Source organism: Bacillus sp. TH22, assembly GCF_016651015.1.
Lineage (GTDB): Bacteria > Bacillota > Bacilli > Bacillales > Bacillaceae_G > Bacillus_A > Bacillus_A mycoides.
The window spans coordinates 361,192-383,200 of sequence record NZ_JAEKER010000002.1 but is presented as its reverse complement, the minus strand read 5'-3'; the positions used below and the strand labels follow the sequence as shown (position 1 = coordinate 383,200).

The 22,009-nt window shown below is 31.7% G+C and carries 14 protein-coding genes and 6 pseudogenes; 6 read left to right on the top strand and 14 right to left on the bottom strand.

Going from position 1 to position 22,009, the window contains the following annotated elements:
- Window positions 1-247: 247 nt before the first annotated feature.
- The 7 genes and pseudogenes from JFU18_RS29550 to JFU18_RS29520 all read right to left on the bottom strand — a co-directional run.
- The gene (locus JFU18_RS29550; RefSeq protein ID WP_002191480.1) at window positions 248-772 is read right to left on the bottom strand and encodes a DUF2812 domain-containing protein; all 525 of its coding nucleotides are present in this window, start codon (window positions 770-772) and stop codon (window positions 248-250) included.
- A 1-nt stretch (window position 773) separates the two neighbouring features.
- Window positions 774-1,088 (bottom strand): PadR family transcriptional regulator, encoded by a 315-nt coding sequence (locus JFU18_RS29545; RefSeq protein ID WP_033713531.1) that lies wholly within the window; start codon window positions 1,086-1,088, stop codon window positions 774-776.
- Window positions 1,089-1,361: 273 nt separating this feature from the next.
- Window positions 1,362-1,589 carry a hypothetical protein gene (locus JFU18_RS29540; RefSeq protein WP_002191478.1) on the bottom strand — a complete coding sequence of 76 codons (228 nt, stop codon included), beginning with the start codon at window positions 1,587-1,589 and terminating at the stop codon, window positions 1,362-1,364.
- 161 nt (window positions 1,590-1,750) lie between these two features.
- Window positions 1,751-2,011, bottom strand: a pseudogene (locus JFU18_RS29535) (hypothetical protein); the annotation flags it as partial.
- Between the two features lie 76 nt (window positions 2,012-2,087).
- Window positions 2,088-2,416, bottom strand: a pseudogene (locus tag JFU18_RS29530) (Rpn family recombination-promoting nuclease/putative transposase); the annotation flags it as partial.
- Window positions 2,386-3,471, bottom strand: a complete 1,086-nt coding sequence (locus JFU18_RS29525) for an RNA-guided endonuclease TnpB family protein (protein WP_201033433.1) — start codon at window positions 3,469-3,471, stop codon at window positions 2,386-2,388. The gene JFU18_RS29525 and the pseudogene JFU18_RS29530, both read right to left, overlap by 31 nt.
- A 214-nt stretch (window positions 3,472-3,685) precedes the next feature.
- Window positions 3,686-3,939 (bottom strand): annotated as a pseudogene (locus JFU18_RS29520) (LacI family DNA-binding transcriptional regulator); the annotation flags it as partial.
- A 161-nt stretch (window positions 3,940-4,100) separates the two neighbouring features.
- Between JFU18_RS29520 and JFU18_RS29515 the strand changes: the two are divergent.
- Window positions 4,101-4,322, top strand: a pseudogene (locus tag JFU18_RS29515) (DDE-type integrase/transposase/recombinase); the annotation flags it as partial.
- Window positions 4,323-4,431: 109 nt separating this feature from the next.
- Here the strand turns inward: JFU18_RS29515 and JFU18_RS29510 are convergent.
- Window positions 4,432-12,030 carry a non-ribosomal peptide synthetase gene (locus JFU18_RS29510; protein ID WP_201035027.1) on the bottom strand — a complete coding sequence of 2,533 codons (7,599 nt, stop codon included), beginning with the start codon at window positions 12,028-12,030 and terminating at the stop codon, window positions 4,432-4,434.
- 336 nt (window positions 12,031-12,366) lie between these two features.
- Here JFU18_RS29510 and JFU18_RS29505 point away from each other — a divergent pair.
- From JFU18_RS29505 to JFU18_RS29495, 3 genes and pseudogenes are all read left to right on the top strand, one after another.
- Window positions 12,367-12,744 (top strand): annotated as a pseudogene (locus tag JFU18_RS29505) (aldo/keto reductase); the annotation flags it as partial.
- Window positions 12,745-13,228: 484 nt separating this feature from the next.
- Window positions 13,229-14,881: a pyridoxal phosphate-dependent decarboxylase family protein gene (locus JFU18_RS29500; protein ID WP_201033434.1), complete on the top strand. Its 1,653-nt coding sequence runs from the start codon at window positions 13,229-13,231 to the stop codon at window positions 14,879-14,881.
- 103 nt (window positions 14,882-14,984) lie between these two features.
- Window positions 14,985-15,629, top strand: coding sequence for a hypothetical protein (locus JFU18_RS29495; RefSeq protein WP_201035028.1), 645 nt, complete (start codon window positions 14,985-14,987; stop codon window positions 15,627-15,629).
- A gap of 842 nt (window positions 15,630-16,471) precedes the next feature.
- Here the strand turns inward: JFU18_RS29495 and JFU18_RS29490 are convergent.
- Both JFU18_RS29490 and JFU18_RS29485 read right to left on the bottom strand, forming a co-directional pair.
- Complete coding sequence (locus JFU18_RS29490; RefSeq protein ID WP_201033436.1) at window positions 16,472-16,882, bottom strand: hypothetical protein; 411 nt, start codon at window positions 16,880-16,882, stop codon at window positions 16,472-16,474.
- Between the two features lie 104 nt (window positions 16,883-16,986).
- Complete coding sequence (locus JFU18_RS29485; protein ID WP_201033437.1) at window positions 16,987-17,184, bottom strand: helix-turn-helix transcriptional regulator; 198 nt, start codon at window positions 17,182-17,184, stop codon at window positions 16,987-16,989.
- Between the two features lie 152 nt (window positions 17,185-17,336).
- On the opposite strand from JFU18_RS29485, the gene JFU18_RS29480 reads away from it, so the two are divergent.
- Window positions 17,337-17,696, top strand: coding sequence for a helix-turn-helix domain-containing protein (locus JFU18_RS29480; RefSeq protein ID WP_047387797.1), 360 nt, complete (start codon window positions 17,337-17,339; stop codon window positions 17,694-17,696).
- A 103-nt stretch (window positions 17,697-17,799) separates the two neighbouring features.
- Here the strand turns inward: JFU18_RS29480 and JFU18_RS29475 are convergent.
- Window positions 17,800-17,991, bottom strand: a pseudogene (locus JFU18_RS29475) (tyrosine-type recombinase/integrase); the annotation flags it as partial.
- Window positions 17,992-18,454: 463 nt separating this feature from the next.
- The gene (locus tag JFU18_RS29470) at window positions 18,455-19,615 is read right to left on the bottom strand and encodes an HNH endonuclease (RefSeq protein WP_201033438.1); all 1,161 of its coding nucleotides are present in this window, start codon (window positions 19,613-19,615) and stop codon (window positions 18,455-18,457) included.
- A gap of 657 nt (window positions 19,616-20,272) precedes the next feature.
- Here JFU18_RS29470 and JFU18_RS29465 point away from each other — a divergent pair.
- On the top strand, window positions 20,273-20,980 hold the full coding sequence (locus JFU18_RS29465; protein WP_201033439.1) for an IS6 family transposase: 708 nt from the start codon (window positions 20,273-20,275) through the stop codon (window positions 20,978-20,980).
- A gap of 78 nt (window positions 20,981-21,058) precedes the next feature.
- On the opposite strand, the gene hepT is transcribed toward JFU18_RS29465, so the two are convergent.
- Window positions 21,059-21,472, bottom strand: a complete 414-nt coding sequence (gene hepT / locus JFU18_RS29460; protein WP_201033454.1) for a type VII toxin-antitoxin system HepT family RNase toxin — start codon at window positions 21,470-21,472, stop codon at window positions 21,059-21,061.
- On the bottom strand, window positions 21,462-21,869 hold the full coding sequence (gene mntA / locus JFU18_RS29455) for a type VII toxin-antitoxin system MntA family adenylyltransferase antitoxin (RefSeq protein WP_201035029.1): 408 nt from the start codon (window positions 21,867-21,869) through the stop codon (window positions 21,462-21,464). Before mntA ends, hepT begins: the two co-directional genes overlap by 11 nt.
- Window positions 21,870-22,009 lie beyond the last annotated feature (140 nt).

Genomic DNA, 22,009 nt, shown 5'->3' with positions numbered 1-22,009 from the left:
GGAGAATAAAGCACATATATTCCTATTGGAATCAGTATTTTTACAAAATTTTCAACAATTAAAATGAATTCAGATAAAAAGATACTGAGAAGATTCATCTTATTATAAAAAGAATCCCTTACATTTGAGCAGAGATTGTTCAAATGTAAGGGATTTATAACTTATCTCTAAAAAATCGGATCATTTTGGTAGGCGAATAACTTCTAACACCCACCTTTTTTATAAACTTAAAAATTTACTTTCTATATTATCTTGTTCGCAACGAATGGTAGTAAGTCGCTATTAATGTCATTAACATTGGAATAGTTATGACAATCGAAAACATGAAAACTATTTCAAATATTGTACTTAATAATCCCGAACTCATCGAAGAAACTATATAACTTACAATCAGTAAGGCCGTACTGATTGCAACTGTTGATATAACTGGTTTTCTAACATTTTTAATCTTTTCCCTTTTTGTTTCTGCATCTGTATAAATCGGCTTTGTACCTGGTTTCGCTTTAAATAGGTGCATATTATAGCTTGAACAAACATACTCCCAACCTGCCAATTCAAACATTTCGACATACTCTTCTAAATCATTCTCACCTAATTCTCTAATATCAAGACTAAAAATAACATCTTCAGCATTTCCTTTTTCTAATTCATATCCCATTCTTTTAAAGCGCTTCACAATCCATCCTTTTGCAGCATACTTTCTTAACTTTTTAAAATCCTTATTTTCAGAAAAAGCAATTCCAAATGATGTTATATATTTTGTTTCTCCCATTTTAGTTCTCCCCTTTTAATCCATTTTCAGCAAATTCAAGCATCGTTTTACGTCTCAAGATATCTTGCTCTAACACTTCTCTTCCTTTATCCGTCAAAACATATACCTTTCTACGTGAATCTGAGTCATCAAATAATTCAATGTATGATTGGGTTATTAACTTTTTAATGATTGTATATAGTGATGCAGGCCCAATTACTACTTTTCCATTCGTTAATTCTTCAATCAAACTCATCACCGCATAGCCATGTCTAGGCTTTGTAAACCCTGCCATAATATAAAATACTGAATCGGTTAATTGTTCTAGTGACTTCATTTTATCCCCACTCTCTATATCACTTAATGATATATCTATAAATAATATATCATTAAGTGATATATTAAACAATAAAAAAGATGGAATGAATATATACATCCATTCCATCTTGAAATAAGATCCTTATTAAACTTTAATTCAAATCCACAATTCATATGGGTTTAAATTTTGGATTGCTTAAGTTTTTATACATAAAGATTAATCATTTTTTGTGATCTTTCCTCCATTACAGCGCCGTATCTTCATTTCTAGCTGACAGTTACTATTGAGGAGTTATCTATCACTCTTTATTTTATATATACTTTTCTTTAATTTAGGCTTCTTGTGTAACCTTACATTGGTTCCATTAATATCTAAATCAATCTTTTCTTCCTCTAAAATCTCCATTTTCTCCTTATGTTCTTTTTCTATTCTATCTCTTTCTTCTTTTCTCTTAGTCGCTTTGGGACCAATTACGAACAGAATTAAGAATATACTCACCATTACAACAAAAGTGGTCACTAGTACCTCTCCTCCTTTGCCAAAACTTCGTACAACAAAATCCTTTTTAATGTTTAAGACTTAAATCAGCAACCTAGAGGAGAACAAGTACTAGCATAATTACACAGAAACATTATAGATACTACCTGCACTATTCCTCCTTCTCCTTATATAAACCAAGATTATAAATGACGCAGTAAGGCCGGTACTAGCAATGTCATTACAAATATAAAAATTGAACTATATCTCAAACTTGAACTCCATTTTCCATATTTGGGATGTTCAAATTTCTTATAAAGCATACCTAATGCTAAAGATATTAAAAACATCAATACAGCTGTCCCTAAAATTATAGAAGTGATTAAACCCACCATATTACTCATAAAGGTTTGAAAATCAAAAGAACGTGTTGTCAACATTAACACTGGTAGAATCTTCAGCAATGCTTTACGATTAGACGTAATATGATAATGAACGTCTAATTTTTTCTACTCATGAGTTCTGTAGACATATATATATTTATTTTAACTTCAAGATACGCTCTATTTCCTTCAGACTTAACTTACTTGCTTTTGCAATAGTTTCAAGTGGTACGCCAATTTCATGCATTCCTCGGATCATTTGCATCTTACCTTGCTCAATACCTTTTTCCATACCCTCTTGTTCTGCATGTGCTAGCTTAGCTTGTTCATCTAGAAGTAGTTTCTCTCGAGCTTCATATGCCGTTCGGAAAGAAGAATCACGGCTCATATTTTCCCATTTATTGCCTTTTGTAAAATTGGATCTTGATTCATCGCAATCTCCTCCAATGTTTGAGTTAAATGTTCATCTTCATTTGCTGGTAATACTCTGATTGACTTTTCCTATTCTCTTTAGAGACATGTTCACATTTACTACATGTTTGTGAGGTACAGCGTGGGTTTACTGCTATGACCTTCTTTCCATACCACAAGGCTTTATACTCTAACATGACCCTGAAAGAGTACCAGGCTCTTTTACCTATCTCTTTAGAGAAGTTTCTATCTTTAACCATTTTACTTACTTTCAAGTCCTCTACCCCTATGTTATCGTGGTTTTTGATAATCATGGTAGAGAATTTCTGTAAGTAGTCTGTTCGCATATTCTTTATCTTTTCATAGACTCTAGCGACCTTTTTACGTTGTTTTTCCCAGTTAGAAGACCCTACCTTTCTACGGGAAAGAACTTTTTGTAATTGTATAAGTTTTTGTTCTAACTTTGGACTTGTAGGAAGAACGTACTCTTTTCCATTAGATAAGGTTGCAAATCGGACTAACCCTACGTCTATACCTACGGTATTTCCCGTTTTAGGTAATTGAGCCACTTCCGTTTCTGTAAGGACTGAGATGTAATAACGTCCAGAAGGTGCTTTACGTACCGTTACCCTCTTAATATCTCCGACTACCTCCCGAGAATTAGCGAACTTAACAGACCCCAGTTTAGGTAGTTTAATTCGTTTTTCTATAACCTCTATATTGTTACTGACCCTCTTAGAAGTAAAAGACTGTACAGGGTTTTTCTTTGACTTAAATCGAGGTTTCCCACCCTGCTTCTTATAGAATCTTGCGTACCCCTCGTGTAAATCCTCTATAGAAGACTGTAAGGCAGTACTGTCCACTTCCTTTAACCAACTGTAATTCTTTTTTAGTTTCGGAATGTTCGGAACCGCTTGGTATTTACTAAACAGGCCCGTTTTGTACTCTTCAAAAAGGGAAATACCTGCCTGCACAAGTTCTTTAACCTGTAACCACAGTTTTTCTTTCTTCCTCTGTTCTGCTAGAGAAAAATTAAATACAAATCTCGCACACCCTATAGTCTTATCTATTAGCTCCTTTTGCCTCTCGTTTGGGTACAAACGGAACTTGTATGCCTTCTTGACTGGCATTTACATCTCACCTCCCTTACCTACATTCAATGTTCCTTTCTATTATCTTACCATGTGGAAATCCTATAGATCGGGCATATTAGGTAGCTAACGCTACCCGTTGTCCGAAGGCAATTCATCCCCCACCTACTCACTGGACTCCGTCCCTACCGTTCTTTGAGGTGGAGGTTTTCTTGCCTATCTTTGATAAAATGAGTGTATACCCTGATTCTCATGCACTATTTTCAAAAGCTCTTGCTACTTCTGCAAAAAAGGAGTTTGAGATATCTGGGACAAGTACCCCAATCGTGTATGTTTTTTTACCTGTTAACACTGCTACACTACTTGCTGGTAATCTAATTCATCCATTACTTTATTTACTTTGTTTATTGTTTTTTCACTAATACGCCCTGTTTAATTAATTACCTTAGATACAGTCGCTATTGATACACCTGCTTTTTCAGCAACATCATAAATTGTTGGTTTCACTTTAATTGTCCCTTCTTAATCATCTTTTTCTATATTTTATCATAAATATATTTTGCTCCTTGGTACACAAAGGGAATTTTTTAACTTTACAGGTACCTTCATCTTCAAGCATAGTGCTTCTCATTTACGTCGATCCTTATTCCAAGTGGCTATTCAAGTGAAGACAGCTGAAATATCTAAACAACGTTGTCGAGCAAGGCCATCGTTTTATCAAGAAATGGACCCGATATATGCTAGGATTTCAATCTTTTCACACAGCAACCAAAACACTTGCTGGAATTGAAGCTATGCATATGATTAGAAAAGGACAGACTTTCCATGGAGGAAGGTCTGTCCAAAGTCAGATACAACTAATTAATATTCTCTTTCGTCTTACCGCATAAACAGTCATTCCTTTAGGAATGACTCATTCTTTTTACTCTTCATTATCTTTTTGCACCAGAACCCGAAGAGAAATACTTTTTCTTTTTTGTTAAAAATCGATAGTATATGCTATAACAGTATTGGTTCTTTAATTAATGGTAAATACCCTATACTCATGGCATAATTTAATAACAAATTGATATACTCTTGATTTGGTTCTAAACAATGTACATTCTTCAAATATCCTTGCGTATACGAACAAGATGGAATAGCTACCGATAGTTCTTCTACAGATTCTAACAAAGGCATTATGAGCTCTAAAGCTTGTTGATCATCAGTATTTAGATTGGTATTAAAAACCTTCTCTACATACTTTCCTTGCTTCATTAACATTATATCGTATCCAAAAGCTTGTAAACTATTAATAAATTGGTCCCATTTAAGCTGAGTTGGATTACAAATATGCATGGTTTTATTTACTGTATTGGCCTTATAAGATAGTTCAGTAATAGCTAAACTTCCATAGTCCACAGGTGTTAAATCTACATACGTATTGATTTCAGGTGCTATGTTAGATAAGCATATCCCTTTCAATAATCTATAAAAAGCGTTTTCATTAATATTAAATTGAAATTTACCCGTTTTAGAGTTACCCACTAAGTTTCCCACACGGTATATCGTAGCACGCACTCCTTTTTCCATTGCCTCTCTGACCATTTTCTCGCCTAGAAACTTACTTTCTAAGTACACATTATCTAAATTTTGCCCTCTATCAAAATTAGACTCAAAGAATTTAAATTCTTTTGGATCGCTTTCAGCCTGTCCTACTACACTTAAAGTCGATATATAATGAAAACGTGCATTTGTATTCTTAGCTAATTCCAATAAGTATTTTGTAGACTGAACATTTACTTTTTGAAAATGCTCACGTTCTCCATAGTGTCTAACTTCTCCACCACAATGTATTATTGACTCTACGTTACTCTTTAAATGATCCAATTGCTTTGAATCCAGACCTAGATTTATCAAAGATAAATCTCCTTCAATTAATTCTACGCTCTCCTCCAACTTTTGAATAATTTCTTTACCGAAATAAAATCTCATTCTTTCTTTTAACTTTTCATCAATTACTTGATTCTCATTTTTTCTTACTAAACAGTAAATAGTCGTAGATGGCAACTGTAATAATCGTTCTAAAACATGAGCTCCTAAATATCCTGTTGCTCCTGTAAGAAAAATTGCTTGTGGATAATTCACCATATCTATCCCGCATTCTTCCAATTTATTTCTTTTATAAACAGGGGGCGTTTTCGTTTCATTTTCAATGCATGCTACATTAATATCTTTCTCTTTCTTTAACGGCATATTTTCCATCTCTTCAATATGATAGGCTAATTTTTCTATTGTTCTATACTTAAAAAAATCTTGAATTTTTAAGTTAGGATATAACGGTTTTAATTTAACTAATGCCGGCATAACTTTTAAAGAATGTCCACCCAAATTAAAGAAATCATCTTTTAAACCTATAGATTTTATGTTTAAAACTTCAGACCATACTTTTGCAATATTTTTTTGCACTTTAGTTTGAGGCTTAAGTATACAAACATCCTTTTGCCCATTATCAAAGTCTATTTCTGGAAGTTTTTCGAAATTAATTTTCCCATTAGCTGTTATTGGTATTTCTAATACATGAGAGTAATATTTAGGGATCATATATTCTGGCAATACATTTGATAAATGTATTGCTAACTTATTTTTCTCTATTTCTATACCGTCCACTGTTTTATAATAAGCTTGCAATAGCATTCCATCTTTTGTTTGTGTTACAACAGCCTGACTTATCCCCTCAAATTGGAATATTGCATCTTCTATTTCCCCTAATTCAATTCTATGCCCTCTAATTTTAACCTGCTTATCTTTTCTCCCCATAAATTCTATATTTCCATTTGGTAACCACTTTGCTAAATCACCTGTTCGATATAACCTTTTACTATTATCTTCTGAAAATGGATTTGAAATAAATGCCTGTTTTGTTTTCTCTTCCTGCTTCCAATACCCTTGGGCCAATCCTAAACTCTCAATATATAATTCACCCATGCCACCTACCGGACAATGTTGCATATATGAGTTCAATATATGAACCTTTGTATTAGAAATTGGAATACCAATCGGTATACTACCTAAAATGTTATTTTCGCATTCTAAGACTGGTATGAAGTAATACATTGCTGAAACAGTTGCTTCAGTAGGGCCATACTCATTTACCAGTTGCACTTGGTTTTTAAAAGCATTTTGCCAACTCCTAATAGCATTTGTTGATGCAGCTTCTCCTCCCATTATCATAAATCTTAAAGAACGTATCTTCTCGCTATCTAGTTTAGTTAATGAAGTAGATAATTCATTGAAATATACTGTTGGTAAATCAGAAATAGTTGCTTGTATTTCTTGGACAGCTTGGGCATATGCTACAGTTGAATAGCGCTGTTCATCACTTAATAAATGTAATTCTGCCCCATTTAACAAAGTAGAAAAAATTTCTGATACAGAAGAATCAAAACTATGAGAATAAAACTGTGTTACTTTATCATCTGGGGAAATATGAAACACTTCATTTCTCCATTCAGCTAAATTCAATACTCCTTTATGGGTTAATAATGTACCTTTTGGTTTGCCTGTTGATCCTGAAGTATAAATCACATATGCCAAGTCATCTGATTTATTTAAAATTTTAACATCATCATTTATTGTCGTACGATATATATCCTCTATTATTGAAACCTTATAATTACTTAAATTCAAATGATTTTTGTATTTATTATTCGTTATAATTCTACATGCCTCGCTGTCACTTACTATATAATTAATTCTATCCTCGGGGTATTTTACATCGATTGGTATATAGGCAGCGCCAGCTTTTAATATTCCAATCATAGAGACAATACTATTGATACTTCTATCTAAAAATATGGCTACTTTGTCACCTGTTTTTATACCTTTTTCGAGTAAATGTTGAGCTACTTGATTAGAATTCATATTTAATTGTCTATATGTTAAAGACTCTGTTTCTGTAGCTATAGCAATCCGATTTGATTGTCTATCAACTTGCTTATAAAATTGCTCCTGTATATTTTGAAAATAAGGATACGGTCTTTCTGTATGATTTACCTTTCTATATAGAGATTCCTCTTCCAGTGATAGGAATGAAAGATTCTCATATGCCACTGTTCTTTGATGAATAAATGCGTCCAGTATATTAAGTAAATTTTGAGTAAACCTATTAATTGACGCTTCCTTGAAAAGATTAATATTATACTCAAATGAAATCTCTACATAATCCGATCCTTCTTCAACAGCTAAAGAAATGTCAAACTTACTAACATCTTGTTTAATAGGTAACAATTGAAGCTTGTACGCATCATGCTGTTGCAAAATATCTTTCTGATAGCTAAACATTGTAGAAAAGATAGGGTTATTTCCAAAACTTCTATCAGGATTTATTTGCTCAATTACTTTATCAAATGGGTACGATTGGTTTTGGAAAGAATTCAAACATTTTTCTTTAACGACTTGTACTAGTTGTTTTAAATTTTTCACATCATTTAATTGTGTTCTAATAGCTAAAGTATTTACAAAAAATCCTTGTATTTGTTCAAATTCCTGATAATTCCTTCCAGCAACCGGTGTACCTACAATAATATCTTTTTGATCCGTTAGATAGTGTAACAATTGTATATATGCTGCCAAAAATAGCATATACATAGACACATTCTCTTGTTCACATACTTGTTTCAAAGACTCTTTCATTTTATTATCTAACTTCATTTCAAAGACTTTACCTTTATTTGTACTTTGACGATCCCTACTAAAATCTAACGGAAGATTTAGTATGGGAAGAGGCGCCGAAAGCTCGGTCATCCAATAAGATTTTTCTGTATCCCACCGGCCTAATTTTAGCTGCTTGTGTTCCCACTCAACATAATCCACATATCGATTAGGAATAGTTGGTAACTCGGGATTTCTTCGATTAGCAAAGGCATTATATACCTTCATTAATTCATCTAATAAATTCCTTACACTCCACTCATCGGTAATAATATGGTGTAAATTGATATATAAATAGGATCTTTTCTTATCAAGATTAAAAATTCTAATCCGGAAAAGTGGTCCATTTTCCAAATCAAATGGTGTATGATCCGTTTGATTTATTGTTCTACGTATATATTCTTGTTGTTCCTTTTTAGTTATGTGTTCAATATCATCGTGAATAAGGTCAATAGATATTGATTTTAATATGACCTGTCTAGGCTCCCCGTTTTTTTCAATAAACACTGTTCGTAGCATCTCGTGTCGTTCAACTAAAAATCTTATGGCGTCTTGTAAAATATTCTTTTTTAAACTTGGCTCAATATTTATGTGTAGTTGTGTATCATATACTCTATTAATAGCGTTATACTTATTTAAAAACCAGATTCTTTTTTGAGCACTGGATAACTTATAACATTCCTTATCTGCAACCTTTAATACTTGCATATCATGTTCTTCTCTATCCGTATTTACTTCCATTAATTTATCAATGTAAGCAGATAGACTAGCAATTGTTGTATGCTCAAAAATATCTCTAATTTCTATTTTCAAATGAAACTCTTTTTGAATTTGATTTAACACTTGCACAGCAATTAATGAATGTCCCCCAAGTTTAAAAAAGTCATCATCTCTGCTGATTCTATATTTCCCTAAATTTAAAATCTCTGACCATGTTTTTACCAACCTTTTTTCTGTTTCACTTATTGGTGGTACATATTGATTCTTCATATTTTCAAGTAAAGATGGGATTTGTAATTCTAATTTTTTTCTATCAATCTTACCACTTGGTGATAATGGAAATGTTTTAAGGTGAAATACATAATTTGGAGTCATAAAATCTGGTAAACTTTCACTTAAGAATGTTTTTAAGTCCTCTTGTTTTATCTCTGTATTGTCTTTTGATAAATAAAAGCTAGCGATTTTGTCATTTTGATAAGTTACTACTACTGCATCTTTTACCTCTGGGTGTTTAAATAATGCTCTTTCAATTTCATCAAGCTCAATTCGATACCCACGTAGTTTTACTTGATTATCTTTCCTTCCGATAAATTCTAAGTTCCCACTTGGTAAAAGACGTACTAAATCCCCAGTACGATACATTTTTTTATCGCGATTATAGGATTCTTCTAAAGAAATAAATGCCTCTTCTGTTTTTTCCTTTTGATTTATATATCCTTTGGCAACCCCATCACCACCAATGAATAACTCACCTACTACTCCTGACGGACATAACGTGTTGAACGGACTGACCACGAAAACTTTACTATTAGCAATTGGTTTACCTATTGGGATATTAGAACTTTCTTCTTTTATCTCATGATTTACTTCATAAATGGTTGTACATACAGTAGCTTCAGTAGGACCATATGCGTTAAGAACTGGAATCTTTAACCCTAATTTACTTTGCCATTTACGAACTGATTCAGCAGGTAGGGTTTCCCCTCCCACAAATACACATTTTAAAGAATTTAATGTAAGTAACATTTCTTTTGGCATATCAGCTATTAATTTAAAAAATGCAGTTGGTAAAAGAACATATGTAATACCATTCTTGTTAATTGCATTTATAAATTCTTCTGCAGAACGTTTTTCCATTTCAGAAATTAAATGCATTCTCCCTCCGCATAACAAAACCGGAAACATTTCCATAATGGAGGCATCAAAAATCATCGTTGCAAATTGTAAAAATACATCATTTTTGTCTAAATTAAATTGATTCATTAATGAATATGATAAATTAATTACTCCTTTATGTGGTACACCTACTCCTTTTGGAAAACCTGTCGAACCTGACGTGTAGATAATATACGCTGTATCTTCTATGGTATGTGTAGGTACAATATTTTCTATAGAATTAGCGTAATGAAAATCCTCTAGATAAATTGTATGAATCGCAAAACTTTCAATTAATCCCCTGAATTCTTTCTTTGTAATAATCATTTGACTTTCACTATCTTTTAATATATATTCTATTCTTTTTTCAGGAAACTTTGGATCGATTGGTACATAAACTCCACCTGATTTTAGTATGCCTAGAATCCACACAATTGTATCAATCTCTCTCACCATAGTAATACTTACACGCTGTCCCTTTTTTATATCATTTTCACGTAAATAATTCGCTATTTGATTTGACCTTTGCTGCAAGTCATAATAGGTAATCGATTTATCCCCCATTGAAATCGCTATTTGATTTGGCGATTTTAATGCTTGTAGATCGATTAATTGATCTAGTGTTTTTGAATTAGGATATGCAAGAGTATTTGAGTTTATATCTTTGTATAAACGATGATCCTTTTTTAAAAGTAAATCCAATGAATGGATAGGCTCATTTACATTCTTCATTAGTTTTTGTAACAAATATATATATCTTTCAACTAAATCACTAATACTCTCTGCCTTATATAACGCTGAATTATAGTCAACCTCAATTTTATTCTCTGTTTCCCCTTCATATCTCATTATTCTCCAGGTCATGTTAAAAGGATTTACTCTTTTACAATCTGTTAAAACTGTGGACTCAATATCTGGAATTTTCAATTGAGGTATCCTTACCGTATTAAATGCTGTTGAATATATCATATTATGATGTGTATTATTATTTAGATTTAAATCTTTTACTATATGTGAATATGGATTATGTTTATACTTAATAGCCAAATGAACAGATTTGTTCACCTTGTTAAGTATCCCCTTAAATGTATCCCCCTTTTCTATTGTTATACGTATTGGTAATGTATTAACAAAATAACCAAAAACATTCCCTTCTTCCGTGTGTGGTCTAGTATTAATTGGAATACCTACAATAATTTCTTCAGCGTTTGTCATTTGATGAAGCAAGGCACAATAAGTACTTAACATAACCCGATAGACACTTATGTTATTTCTTTTAGAAAAACATTGTATTTGATAAAATAGATCGGCATCAATATTCTTACTTATATTTTCATTCGTATATATCGGTTCATTCATTTTATTAATAGTAGCTGGAAACTCTATAGGAGGTAATTCACCTTGTAAATAATCTTTCCAATAGGATGATCCTTCTCTATATATTGCACTGTCAATAAAACCTTCCTCAAATTCTACAAGGCTCTTATACGGAGATTCTAATACTAAACCCGTATTTTCTTGAAGTAATTCACAATACGTATGAGACAATTGTTGGATAAAAACCCCTAAACTACATCCATCATAAATAATGTGATGAAAAATCATATGTAAAATAAATTCATCTTCACACAATTTAATGATGTGGAATTTAAACAAAGGCCCTTCTTCTAAATCAAATTTCTCATTCACTATAGAGTCTAAGAATTTTTTAAAAATAAATTTTTGTTCTGTGTTTTTAAAAGCAGTTAAATCCTTAATTGGTATATCAAAATCTATACTCTTTTGAATGAATTGTTTAATTTTTTCGTCCCTTTTAATAAATAGTGTACGTAGCGCCGGATGAGATTGCACTATTAAAGTAAGCGCTTTCTTAAAAGTATCTATTTGAAGATTTCCTTTTATCTTTATTATGGTAGCTTCATTGTTCATTCCATTTTCTAATTCCATTTGATGAGCTATCCATAATACTTCTTGCCCTACTGTTGCATCCAATTCTTCTACAATTTCACATTGCTTTTGTATTTTCTTCATATGAATTTCTCCTTTTATAAATATTTCAAAACGGATAATATTTACAGTTACAACTATATGTACATATTCTACGATTTGTAAATGTATTTTTCCCGACTAAATTCAACATTTATTTCGCTTATTGCATAGTTATTAAAATGATGAATAAAATTCATATTTATACCGTAAAAGTTCATACTTTTATTCAATTCAAGCATAAAAAATCATTTCACTAATAATTCTAATTACTTTTTATAAAGTAATCTCATATATATTTATTAAAATATACACTCTAATTTATATCCCGAAAATAAATTCAAGAATATTCCAACTGATCACTATATATATTGCTAATAACATAAAGAACCTGAAAAAGACATCCTTCCTTATATTGAAAAACATAATTTAGGTGCTGTGATTAGAGGTCCACTTAAGATGGGGATTTTAACTGGGAAATTTAATCCTGAAACTCAATTTCCAGACGACGATTTAAGAAAAGATTGGCCAAAAGAAAATTGGTTTAAAGATAGCTTAAATAAAGTAGAGAAATTACGTTCACTTATACGATCAAATCGAAGTCTCGCGCAAATCGCCTTACGTTATGTTTTAAGTCACCCAGCCGTTTCATTTGCTATTCCTGGTGCAAAAAATTCTAATCAGGTTGAAGAAAACTCTTCACATTTAACTCGCCCATTATTATTAGATAATGAAATTGAATTCATTAAAAAACTTTGATCGAATAATTATTCTTCCAAAAAAATTATGCTGATTTTACTACCAAATCCATACTACTACTTCTTCTCCACTAGAACATATCTTTAACACTTCCACCCTATTTTTTTTTCTTTTCCCAACAATATCTACAGTTTATAAGGTAGTTGAGCCCTTATATTCAACTACCTTATAATAGTTCTACATTATATTAAAATATCTACTACACTAGTTGAATACATGTTAGGACAACATACAAATTAAATAAACAATTAATTCAGATATATTTTTAGAAACTTTATTATCTCACAATTACTTTTTTTAAAATCAATCAAAAAATTTTTCTTTACTTTAAATTCCATAGTTCATATAATCTTCTATGGAATTACATTTTTTTCTAAATATCTCCTCATTTCTAAATATTTGAAAGGATAATTACAAATTATTATACTCTTTTGTTTAACCAAGTAAAATAAAAATCCAGATTTTCACAAGGAGAAGTGACTGCATGCAAGATATTTTAAAACTATTTCCGAGCGTTGACGGAAATGAAGAAAAACAACAACTTTTATTAGAATCTATGCAGAAAATAATTAAAAATCTTGACCGATTAAAAGATGAAGGACGAGCTACTTTAGGTAAATGTGAGGAAAAGTCAGAAGGATACTACAATAGCTTAATTCAACAAAGCCATATACCACTGGCTGGAATCACTATGTCTGAGGTTATAGAAGAGCTAAACCAATTTATGAATGGCCATCCTTATCCAAATAAATACTACTTGTCTAACGCTGTACCACTACCAAGTATTCCATCACTATTGGGTATACTAACCATGGCACTTTTAAATGGTAATGGCGTCTGGGATGTTTATGGTCCAGGGGCAGCTGAAGCAGAAGTAAAAGTTGTATCCATGCTTTCAAAACTGATTGGTTATAATCCACATAATAGCGGTGGTTATACAACATGGGGTGGACAAGGTTGTGTATTTTCGAGCTTACGTTTAGCAATTTCTAAACAATTCCCATCAGCAAAAGAACATGGCGCTCCACAAAATGTATATTGCTTTGCTTCTGAAAATGCACATTATAGTTTATTAAAGTCAGCTGAAGCAACTGGCATTGGGACAAATCACTTAATAAAAGTGAAAACTGATCCTTATACAAACTCTATGGATATAGAAGATTTAGAGAATAAAATGATACAAGTTATTAAAAATGACGGTATCCCTCTTTATATTCTAGCTACTATGGGGTCAACAGATACATTTACCATTGATGATATAAAAAAAATTAAAGAGAGCGCTGAAACAATACAGAAAAAATATAAATTAAAACCTATTTATATCCATGCTGATTCTGCAATGGGCGGATTCTATAGTTTCTTTAATAATTATAGTTTCGAAGAAAATCCACTTTCATTTGAACCTAGCTTAAAAAATGCTTTACAATACGTACAAGATAAAATGCAATACATGGCACTTGCTGATAGTGTATGTTTTGATTTTCATAAATTAGGACAAACACCTTATGCTTCAAGTATTTTAATCGTAAAAAATCATACTGATTTACAACTGATGGACATTGAACAAGATGATACACCTTATCTTGGTAATAGATCATATGGGAGTTATCATACAGGCTATACTTTAGAATGTTCACGAGCTGGTAGTGCTATTCCGATGTATATCAATCTATTAGCCTTTGGAATTGAAGGATACCAAAAATTATTAGCAAATTATATTCGTGTAAATCTATTATTTAGAGAAAAGTTGCGCAAGGTCCTACCTCAAGTCGCAATCACAAATGATTTTACATATGGACCAATTACAACTTTTCGTTTTTATATGAATGGAGATGGCCAAGAAAATTGGGAAAAAGAACGAATAGGCCTTGCAACAAAGGAAGAGATTGAGGGTACAAACCGATTAAATATAGAACTATTTAATTACCTAGGAAAAAATCGCGATCAAGTATTTTTTGGTGATACAACTCGTTCTTGTGTAGTAGATGTAATAAACAGTTATGATAGAAATCCGATTTCTACATTAAAATTCTTTTCAATCTCTCCATATACAACTGTTGAATGTATAGATGAGATCGTAGAATTTCTTTATAAACATATTTCGATTGCTACTAAACAGATTTATTCATATGTTTAATAACCATTTTTGTTAGCGCTTTAATAGTTAAACTTAACTAAATTAAATAAAATTTTTAATCCTTTTAATTACTATTAACTATATCAGGAAAGAGGAAAAACATATGAATATAGAGCTACTTGATACACACCACGTGAAAGATGCAGCACATTTACTTGCACATTCTTTTGTGAATAATGAACCTCTTGTAAGCAGTTTACAAATTCCTTTTGCTTCTTTTCACAAAATGTGCGAAGAAATGATGAAACAAGCTGTATCTCAAGCCATGTCATTTGTAGCAATAGAAAATTTTCAAATTGTTGGAGTTCTTTTAACAAAAAAAGTAACCCAGCCACTAATAGATACAGATAAAGCGACTGAACTATGCCCACAAATGAAACCTATTTTTCAACTTTTAGATACATTAGAGACAGAATCTATTGAGTTTTCTCATTTAGATAAAGAAAAATTGGTCTATCTAGATATGGGCGCTTGTCATCCAGATTGGATGGGGAGTGGGATAATCACCACCCTTCTTTCACATGCCATTCAAGAGATAAGTAAAAAAGATTTTGATTTTATTGCTGCTTGTACAAATAAAATTTCTCAAAATATCCTTAAAAAACTATATACGACCTTTGAAATGAATGAAATAGTGTATAGTAAATTTCTTTATAAGGAAGCATATCCATTTGCTAACACAACAACTTCCTTAGCAGCTCAATTACTATATATACCTCAATCTCAATTTGTCATTCAGGCTATATAAATTTACGAAGAAGACTAGCTGTACTTTTGTGCAGCTGTTTTTTTATATAGAGTAAATTAGTAATAGATATTCTTACATAAGTGATACCTTTCACACTTTAACTTCTTCGAATTCAATAGCCACTTTCTCAGCATACCTTATCTCTCAGCTTAGCCTACCTAAAGATCCCCTTCTATTTATTTCAACATGTTTCATCATGCTTTAATTTCATATGTTCCATTATTTCATCTATACAAGTAACTTAGACACTTCTCCCTATTTAATAACTAATCTTTTACTTTTTAAGTAACGATTGATACACATCTTCCCACTCTTAAGTACTTGAAAATTTTCACCTAATAACCCCTTAACAATCCCTGTAATTCTTACAATTCTCTTTCATTTTGTTTATCTATTCATTCATCCCCCATATCCTATATCTACCTAATCTTCCCCAAAGAATCCAATGTAAAATTCATGATAAAAGGAAACAACCGTGTCATATGTAGAGCATTTAAGGAAAAGGAGTGAGACTTACTGGGTTACCCTTTCTTCTCATCCTTTTAAGAAGCTCTTTTAAGTCTAATTCTATTGTATTTCTGCTAAATTACATTCCCACTAATAAATAGCATCTTATATAACTATATAAACACTCTAGCAAGTCATTAAAGGAATCTCCTTTCCCCTATCGAATTATTGTAGAGGGAAAGGAGATGAATGCATGGAAATCCTAGGACTAGATACGCGAGCATTAGCGACATTAGGTGCACTTGAATACACCAATCGTCGCAATAAATTAATCGAAGACTCGAAGAATAACATATACGAGTGTAAAGAAATAAAAGAAATACTTCAATCACTCCCTAAAGAGAAGCAGATTGAGGTTCTTGAGAATCAAGCTCACTTTGAAGCAGTGGCAAAGATGATTGAACAAAACAATTTAATTCTTTTAGAACAGATGAAAGCTCTACAGCTAATTCAGAAATAAGAAACTTATGATTAATTAATTCTACATACGCTTCCATAAATAATGTATCTTTATTTATACCATCAGCCTCTGTTTTTACAGGGGCTTTTGTTATGCTCTTGTTCATATTTTGAATTTGAATGGTTTCTTTCACATGTACGAATAGATCTTCTAATAAACCTGGAGTAGACTCTAGTTCTTGCTTTTCAATTTCCTCTGTTACAGCACTAATAAATTCCCATAGTACTTTTGCACCTAGTAGTTCTGCTAATCGTTTTTCACGCATTTCAAATGTTTTCATATTCATATTGAACACTTCCTCTTCTGTATTTTTTACTATTAATTTGACTATCTAAATTATGATGGAACTGATATATATCTTATTCAAATTCTCTACCCTCCTTTTGTAAACTATAGTTTACAAAAGGACCCAAAAATAGATTCCACACTTGTTCCTAAAACTTTTGCTATTTTTATAGCTAACTTAACGTTAGGTTGTTTTTTATTATTCTCTATCTCAGAAATATAAGTGCGCGATAAACCAACTTGTGCCGCTAACTTTTCTTGTGATATTCGTTTTTCTTTCCTTAATTCAGCTATCTTATTCATTTCTATACTCCTCTCCAATTTTGTATTCATATGATTACAAAACAATTGTAAACCATAGTTTACTTAATCGTCAACAATGTTTTACATGTTTTTTCTCTATTTTAGTTTCTTTTTGTAAATTATTGTTTACAATTGTACTAGGAGGATTATATATGAAGAAAACTCTTGGTGAAATTATAAAAAATTATCGTTTAACAAATAAACTATCCTTACGCGAGTTTGCTCAAAAATGTGATGTTAGTCATACTTATATAGACAAACTTGAAAAAGGTGTAGATTCAAGAACTGGAAAACCTGTAGAACCCACGCTTTTAGTAATAGAAAAGATATCAAATGCCATGAATATAAGCACAAAATCCTTATTAGAAGAAATAGGATTCATTACAAGAGATAATATTGAGGTAACTGATACAGAATTAGAACAGTGGTTTAAAGCTATTAAAAGTGCCTCTCCTCAAAAGCAGGAGGAATTAAAGAAGTTTTGGGAGTTTTTAATACAAAAGGAAGACTAAATTAGCTAAAAGGCCTCCACCTTGATAGGGTGGAGGTTTATTTGATTACTTTCATACTTTATAACACCAATGTTCACAGAATTGGTCACATTACTTACAAGATCTACTCAATTTTGTTGACTGCATCCTCTGGCATTGTTCGCAGCACACGCGAGTATGTATTTAATGTGATTTTAATGTTATTATGTCCTAATCTCTCAGAAATAATCTCAATATTCACATCCTTATCTTGTAGTAGCGTTGCATGGGTATGACGTAAATCATGAAAGCGAACCTTAGGAACGGCGGCCGTTTTATGAATATCCGTTTTTTTCCATTTTGTAAAATGCGGTAATACAGAGGATATTTTCTATACTTTTATAAAAAAGGAAGCCTTCCTTTGAAACTTTAGCTTTCAAAATCCTCCCATTTTTCTCACCATCTCCATAAGTGTACTCTGAGAATAGCGGTTCCTCTTCTCGATTATGTATCTTCGGGTCTAAATATGAGATTATATAACTCATCAAAACACGTTGCTCCATCTAATTCACAGTTTTCTTAAACAAAATTAACATTAATTCATTATCTTAAATGAATAACTTCTCCTGATATAAATTCCAAATTTAAGTACCTTTATTATATATAGGTGTAATATCACACCTTTTTAAAAATCAAACTTCACGTGCAGCATAACTTTCACCTATTCCTTTACGATAAAACATCATATTAAGGGCTTATTCATACCATTATGTGTTACATTGTTAAATTTTTAAATCTATTTATATAAATTTCCCTTTCGATTGAATTAAAAATCTCAGCTCTTCAACAGTAACCAGTGGCTTACGATGAATCATACTATGACAATTAGGGCAAAGCATTGCTAAATCTTCAATTTTAGTCGTTTCATCATTTTTCATTTCAGATATCGGTTTTCTATGATGTGCCTCTATGAAATTCCTTCCTCTATCACCATAAACTTGTTCAAAGTCCATTCCGCACGCCTCACAATAAAGCCTCCCGTGTACTTGGATAAAGCGTTCCTTAGCTTGTTTAATTAATTTATTATTACGTTCTCTATATCTGTGTAATCTAAACTTTTCTTTCCCTTCAGGAAAATCATCTTCTTCATCCACATGTGTATCAAGAGTTATTGTTATAGCTTCTTCACTCAATCGTATTAGAACATCCTTAATAGGATTAAAATCTTCCATTTCTTTTTGTAACAGAGACAGAGCATCAGAAATATTTATTCCTTCAAAGATTCCTTTATGGTCATTCTTTATCCCAATATGATGTAGAATACCCATAGCTTGATAACCTTTGCTCTCCTTCGAATCTAAACCAAGGATATTTTCATCAATCCAGTGGTGACTTTTCGCATTGAATAAGTACTCATATACAACAGAATCTCTTATTTCCTCTCCATAAGAACTATACTCTCGATTTCTTTTAACTGGTTCTAACTTTGAAGTTGAAGTAACTTGAACAGAACCTATTCCTTCATATTCTTCCAAACTTGTAGAAAAAGAAACCTTATAGTATTTCTTATCTATCTTTTTAAAAATCATATACGGTACGTTATCATCAACTTTATTATCCTTTCTAAATTCTTCATATATATTAGGATTCTTCATTTGAACATACTCGGTTAATTTACTAGGCCATAATAATTTTGTCCTAGCTTTTTCTCCCAATCCTTTTCTAATCCTAGCAAGATAGTCTTGTTTCATAAACTCTAGAGTTATTTGAATATTGCTATTTTCCTTCATTACATCTATCTCAAAAAAAGACCTTATATCAATAGGAATACCTGTTTCATTATTAATAAAAGAGGATTTATCCATTTTTTTCATAGCAATATTATTTGATTTTAAAGCCCATGAATGTTTACTTATTTCTTTTTCTTTTAAGGCTGAATTAACCATACTATTTAGATTCATCATCATTCTCCTGTTCTTGATTATATTTAGAATCAAATAAGTCTTTAAGGTTTAAATAGAAGAGCGAGACTTGTCTCAATTGATATACTATCATAATATCATTAAAAAGCTACAAACCCAATGATACCAATGGTTTGATCCGTTTTTATAATGTTTTACTGATACTTTTAAATCCCAACCTACTAAGTATGATATAACGATACACAAGCAAATAACAGATACATTTTATTTTATTAAAAACACTCTTAGCTTAGCCCCTTTAGCAAACAATTCTAGAGACTCCATTCTTCTCCTTATAATGAGCAGAGAGTTGAATCTGTACTATCCCGTAAGTCATGTCCTGCTTCGTAGAAACAAAAGTAAAGATAAAAAAAGACCTCCCTAAGGAAGTCCATTTTTAATTATATAGTGTTATTGACGGTTCAAGTATTTGTTCTTCACTTACTTTTCCTTGATAGCTCTTAGAATTGAACCAGTTGCTATTAACATCGTACCTGCTACAAAGAATGACGCACTAAGTACAAAAAAACCTGTAAGTACATTTGTATTGATAATATAATTATACGGGTTCTGGTGCAAAAACTTCAAAATATCTAAAAAAAGTCTTTCAGACTTGGACATACTGATACTATTACTCTAAAAAAGGATGTGATTGGTATGGAAAAGCAAAATCTATTCAAGTGGAAACATTATCAACCGGATGTTATTTTATTAACCGTGAGATGGTACCTACGGTACAACCTCAGTTTTCGTGATTTAGTCGAAATGATGGAAGAACGCGGGCTATCCCTGGCTCATACAACTATCATGCGATGGGTTCATCAATATGGTCCCGAATTAGATAAGCGAGTACGACGTCATCTTAAGTCAACCAATGATTCTTGGCGAGTCGATGAGACGTATGTGAAAGTCAAAGGTCAATGGATGTACCTATATCGTGCTGTTGATTCAAAAGGATATACAATTGATTTTCATTTAAGCAAAACAAGAGATCATAGGGCTGCAAAGCGTTTTTTCAAGAAAGCTTTGCAGTCTTTTCATGTTTCAAAGCCCCGTGTGATTACAGTGGACAAAAACCCGGCCTATCCTATAGCGATTGAAGAGTTGAAGACAGAGAAAAAGATGCCTGTGGGCATCCAAATAAGGCAGGAAAAATACCTTAATAACATTGTAGAGCAAGATCATCGTTTTATTAAAAAGAGAGTTCGTTCAATGCTAGGATTGAAATCTTTTCGTACAGCTAAATCTATTCTTTCAGGAATAGAAGCGATGCATATCATTAAAAAAGGCCAACTTATTTTACGGGACAAGTCTGTCCAAAATGAAGTGAAGTTTATTCATCAACTATTCGGAATGGCTGCATAAGAATAGATTCCATTAGGAATCTATATACCTCTTTCAAATAAATACAATCTTTGCACCAGAACCCTAAAACGTGTCTCCCTATAATTCCAAAATCCCCATAACTTCTTTCGTAAATAGTTTAAAATCAGTTAAATGTTTTTCAATAATTTTACGAACAATGTCCAAATTTACACTTTGATAATCATGAACAGCAATATTTCGAAATCCCACCATTGCCTTTAACTTATTTGCTAGCTCTGCGCTAAGTAATCCTGCTGTAACCAATAAATCAAAAGCCTCTCGACTAGATTGGGGTAGTCCTAATTTTTCCCCTGCAACAATATGCATTGCTAAATCAATACTCGCTTCACAAGCTCTTTGTATATTCAATATTATTGAATCTTGCTTTGTATAATCCTCTAAATTATCAGGGTTATTTCCATATACCTCTTGTATTCTTTTTATACAACGCTCTATTGTAGAAATTTTATTCAAAATAACTTCATTCTTCATATATAGAACCTCTTTTCTTTATATCCTCAAATATGATTTTGCGTTCCTCATTCAATTTTGAATACATTTTTAAAGTCTTCATTTCAAAAATTATTTTTCTCTCTTCATCCGAACAAAATATTGTCTTTCCTGTATGTATAATTTGAGCTTGGAAAACTGTAGAAGCTTCTGATAAATCAACTAAATCAACATCTCTATGAACAATATCCGCTAACTCCTGTGCTAATAAAAAACGTTCATAATTCCCTAATTTTATGTCACTTAAATAAGCTATATCAATATCACTATCATCTCGTTCTCTGTCCTCTGCTGTGGATCCAAATACAATTATCCAATAGGGATTCACGGTCTCTTGCAATTTTTCTATAATAGCTGTAATTATGCTTTGAAAAATCATTTAATTCATCCCCCTTATTATACTTGAATTTTATTATATCATAACCATTACCAAATCCATTAAGCTACAACAAATACATAAACAAAATTACGCGCTTATACCTGTAAAAGAAAAAGACCGACAATAACTGTCAGTCTTTC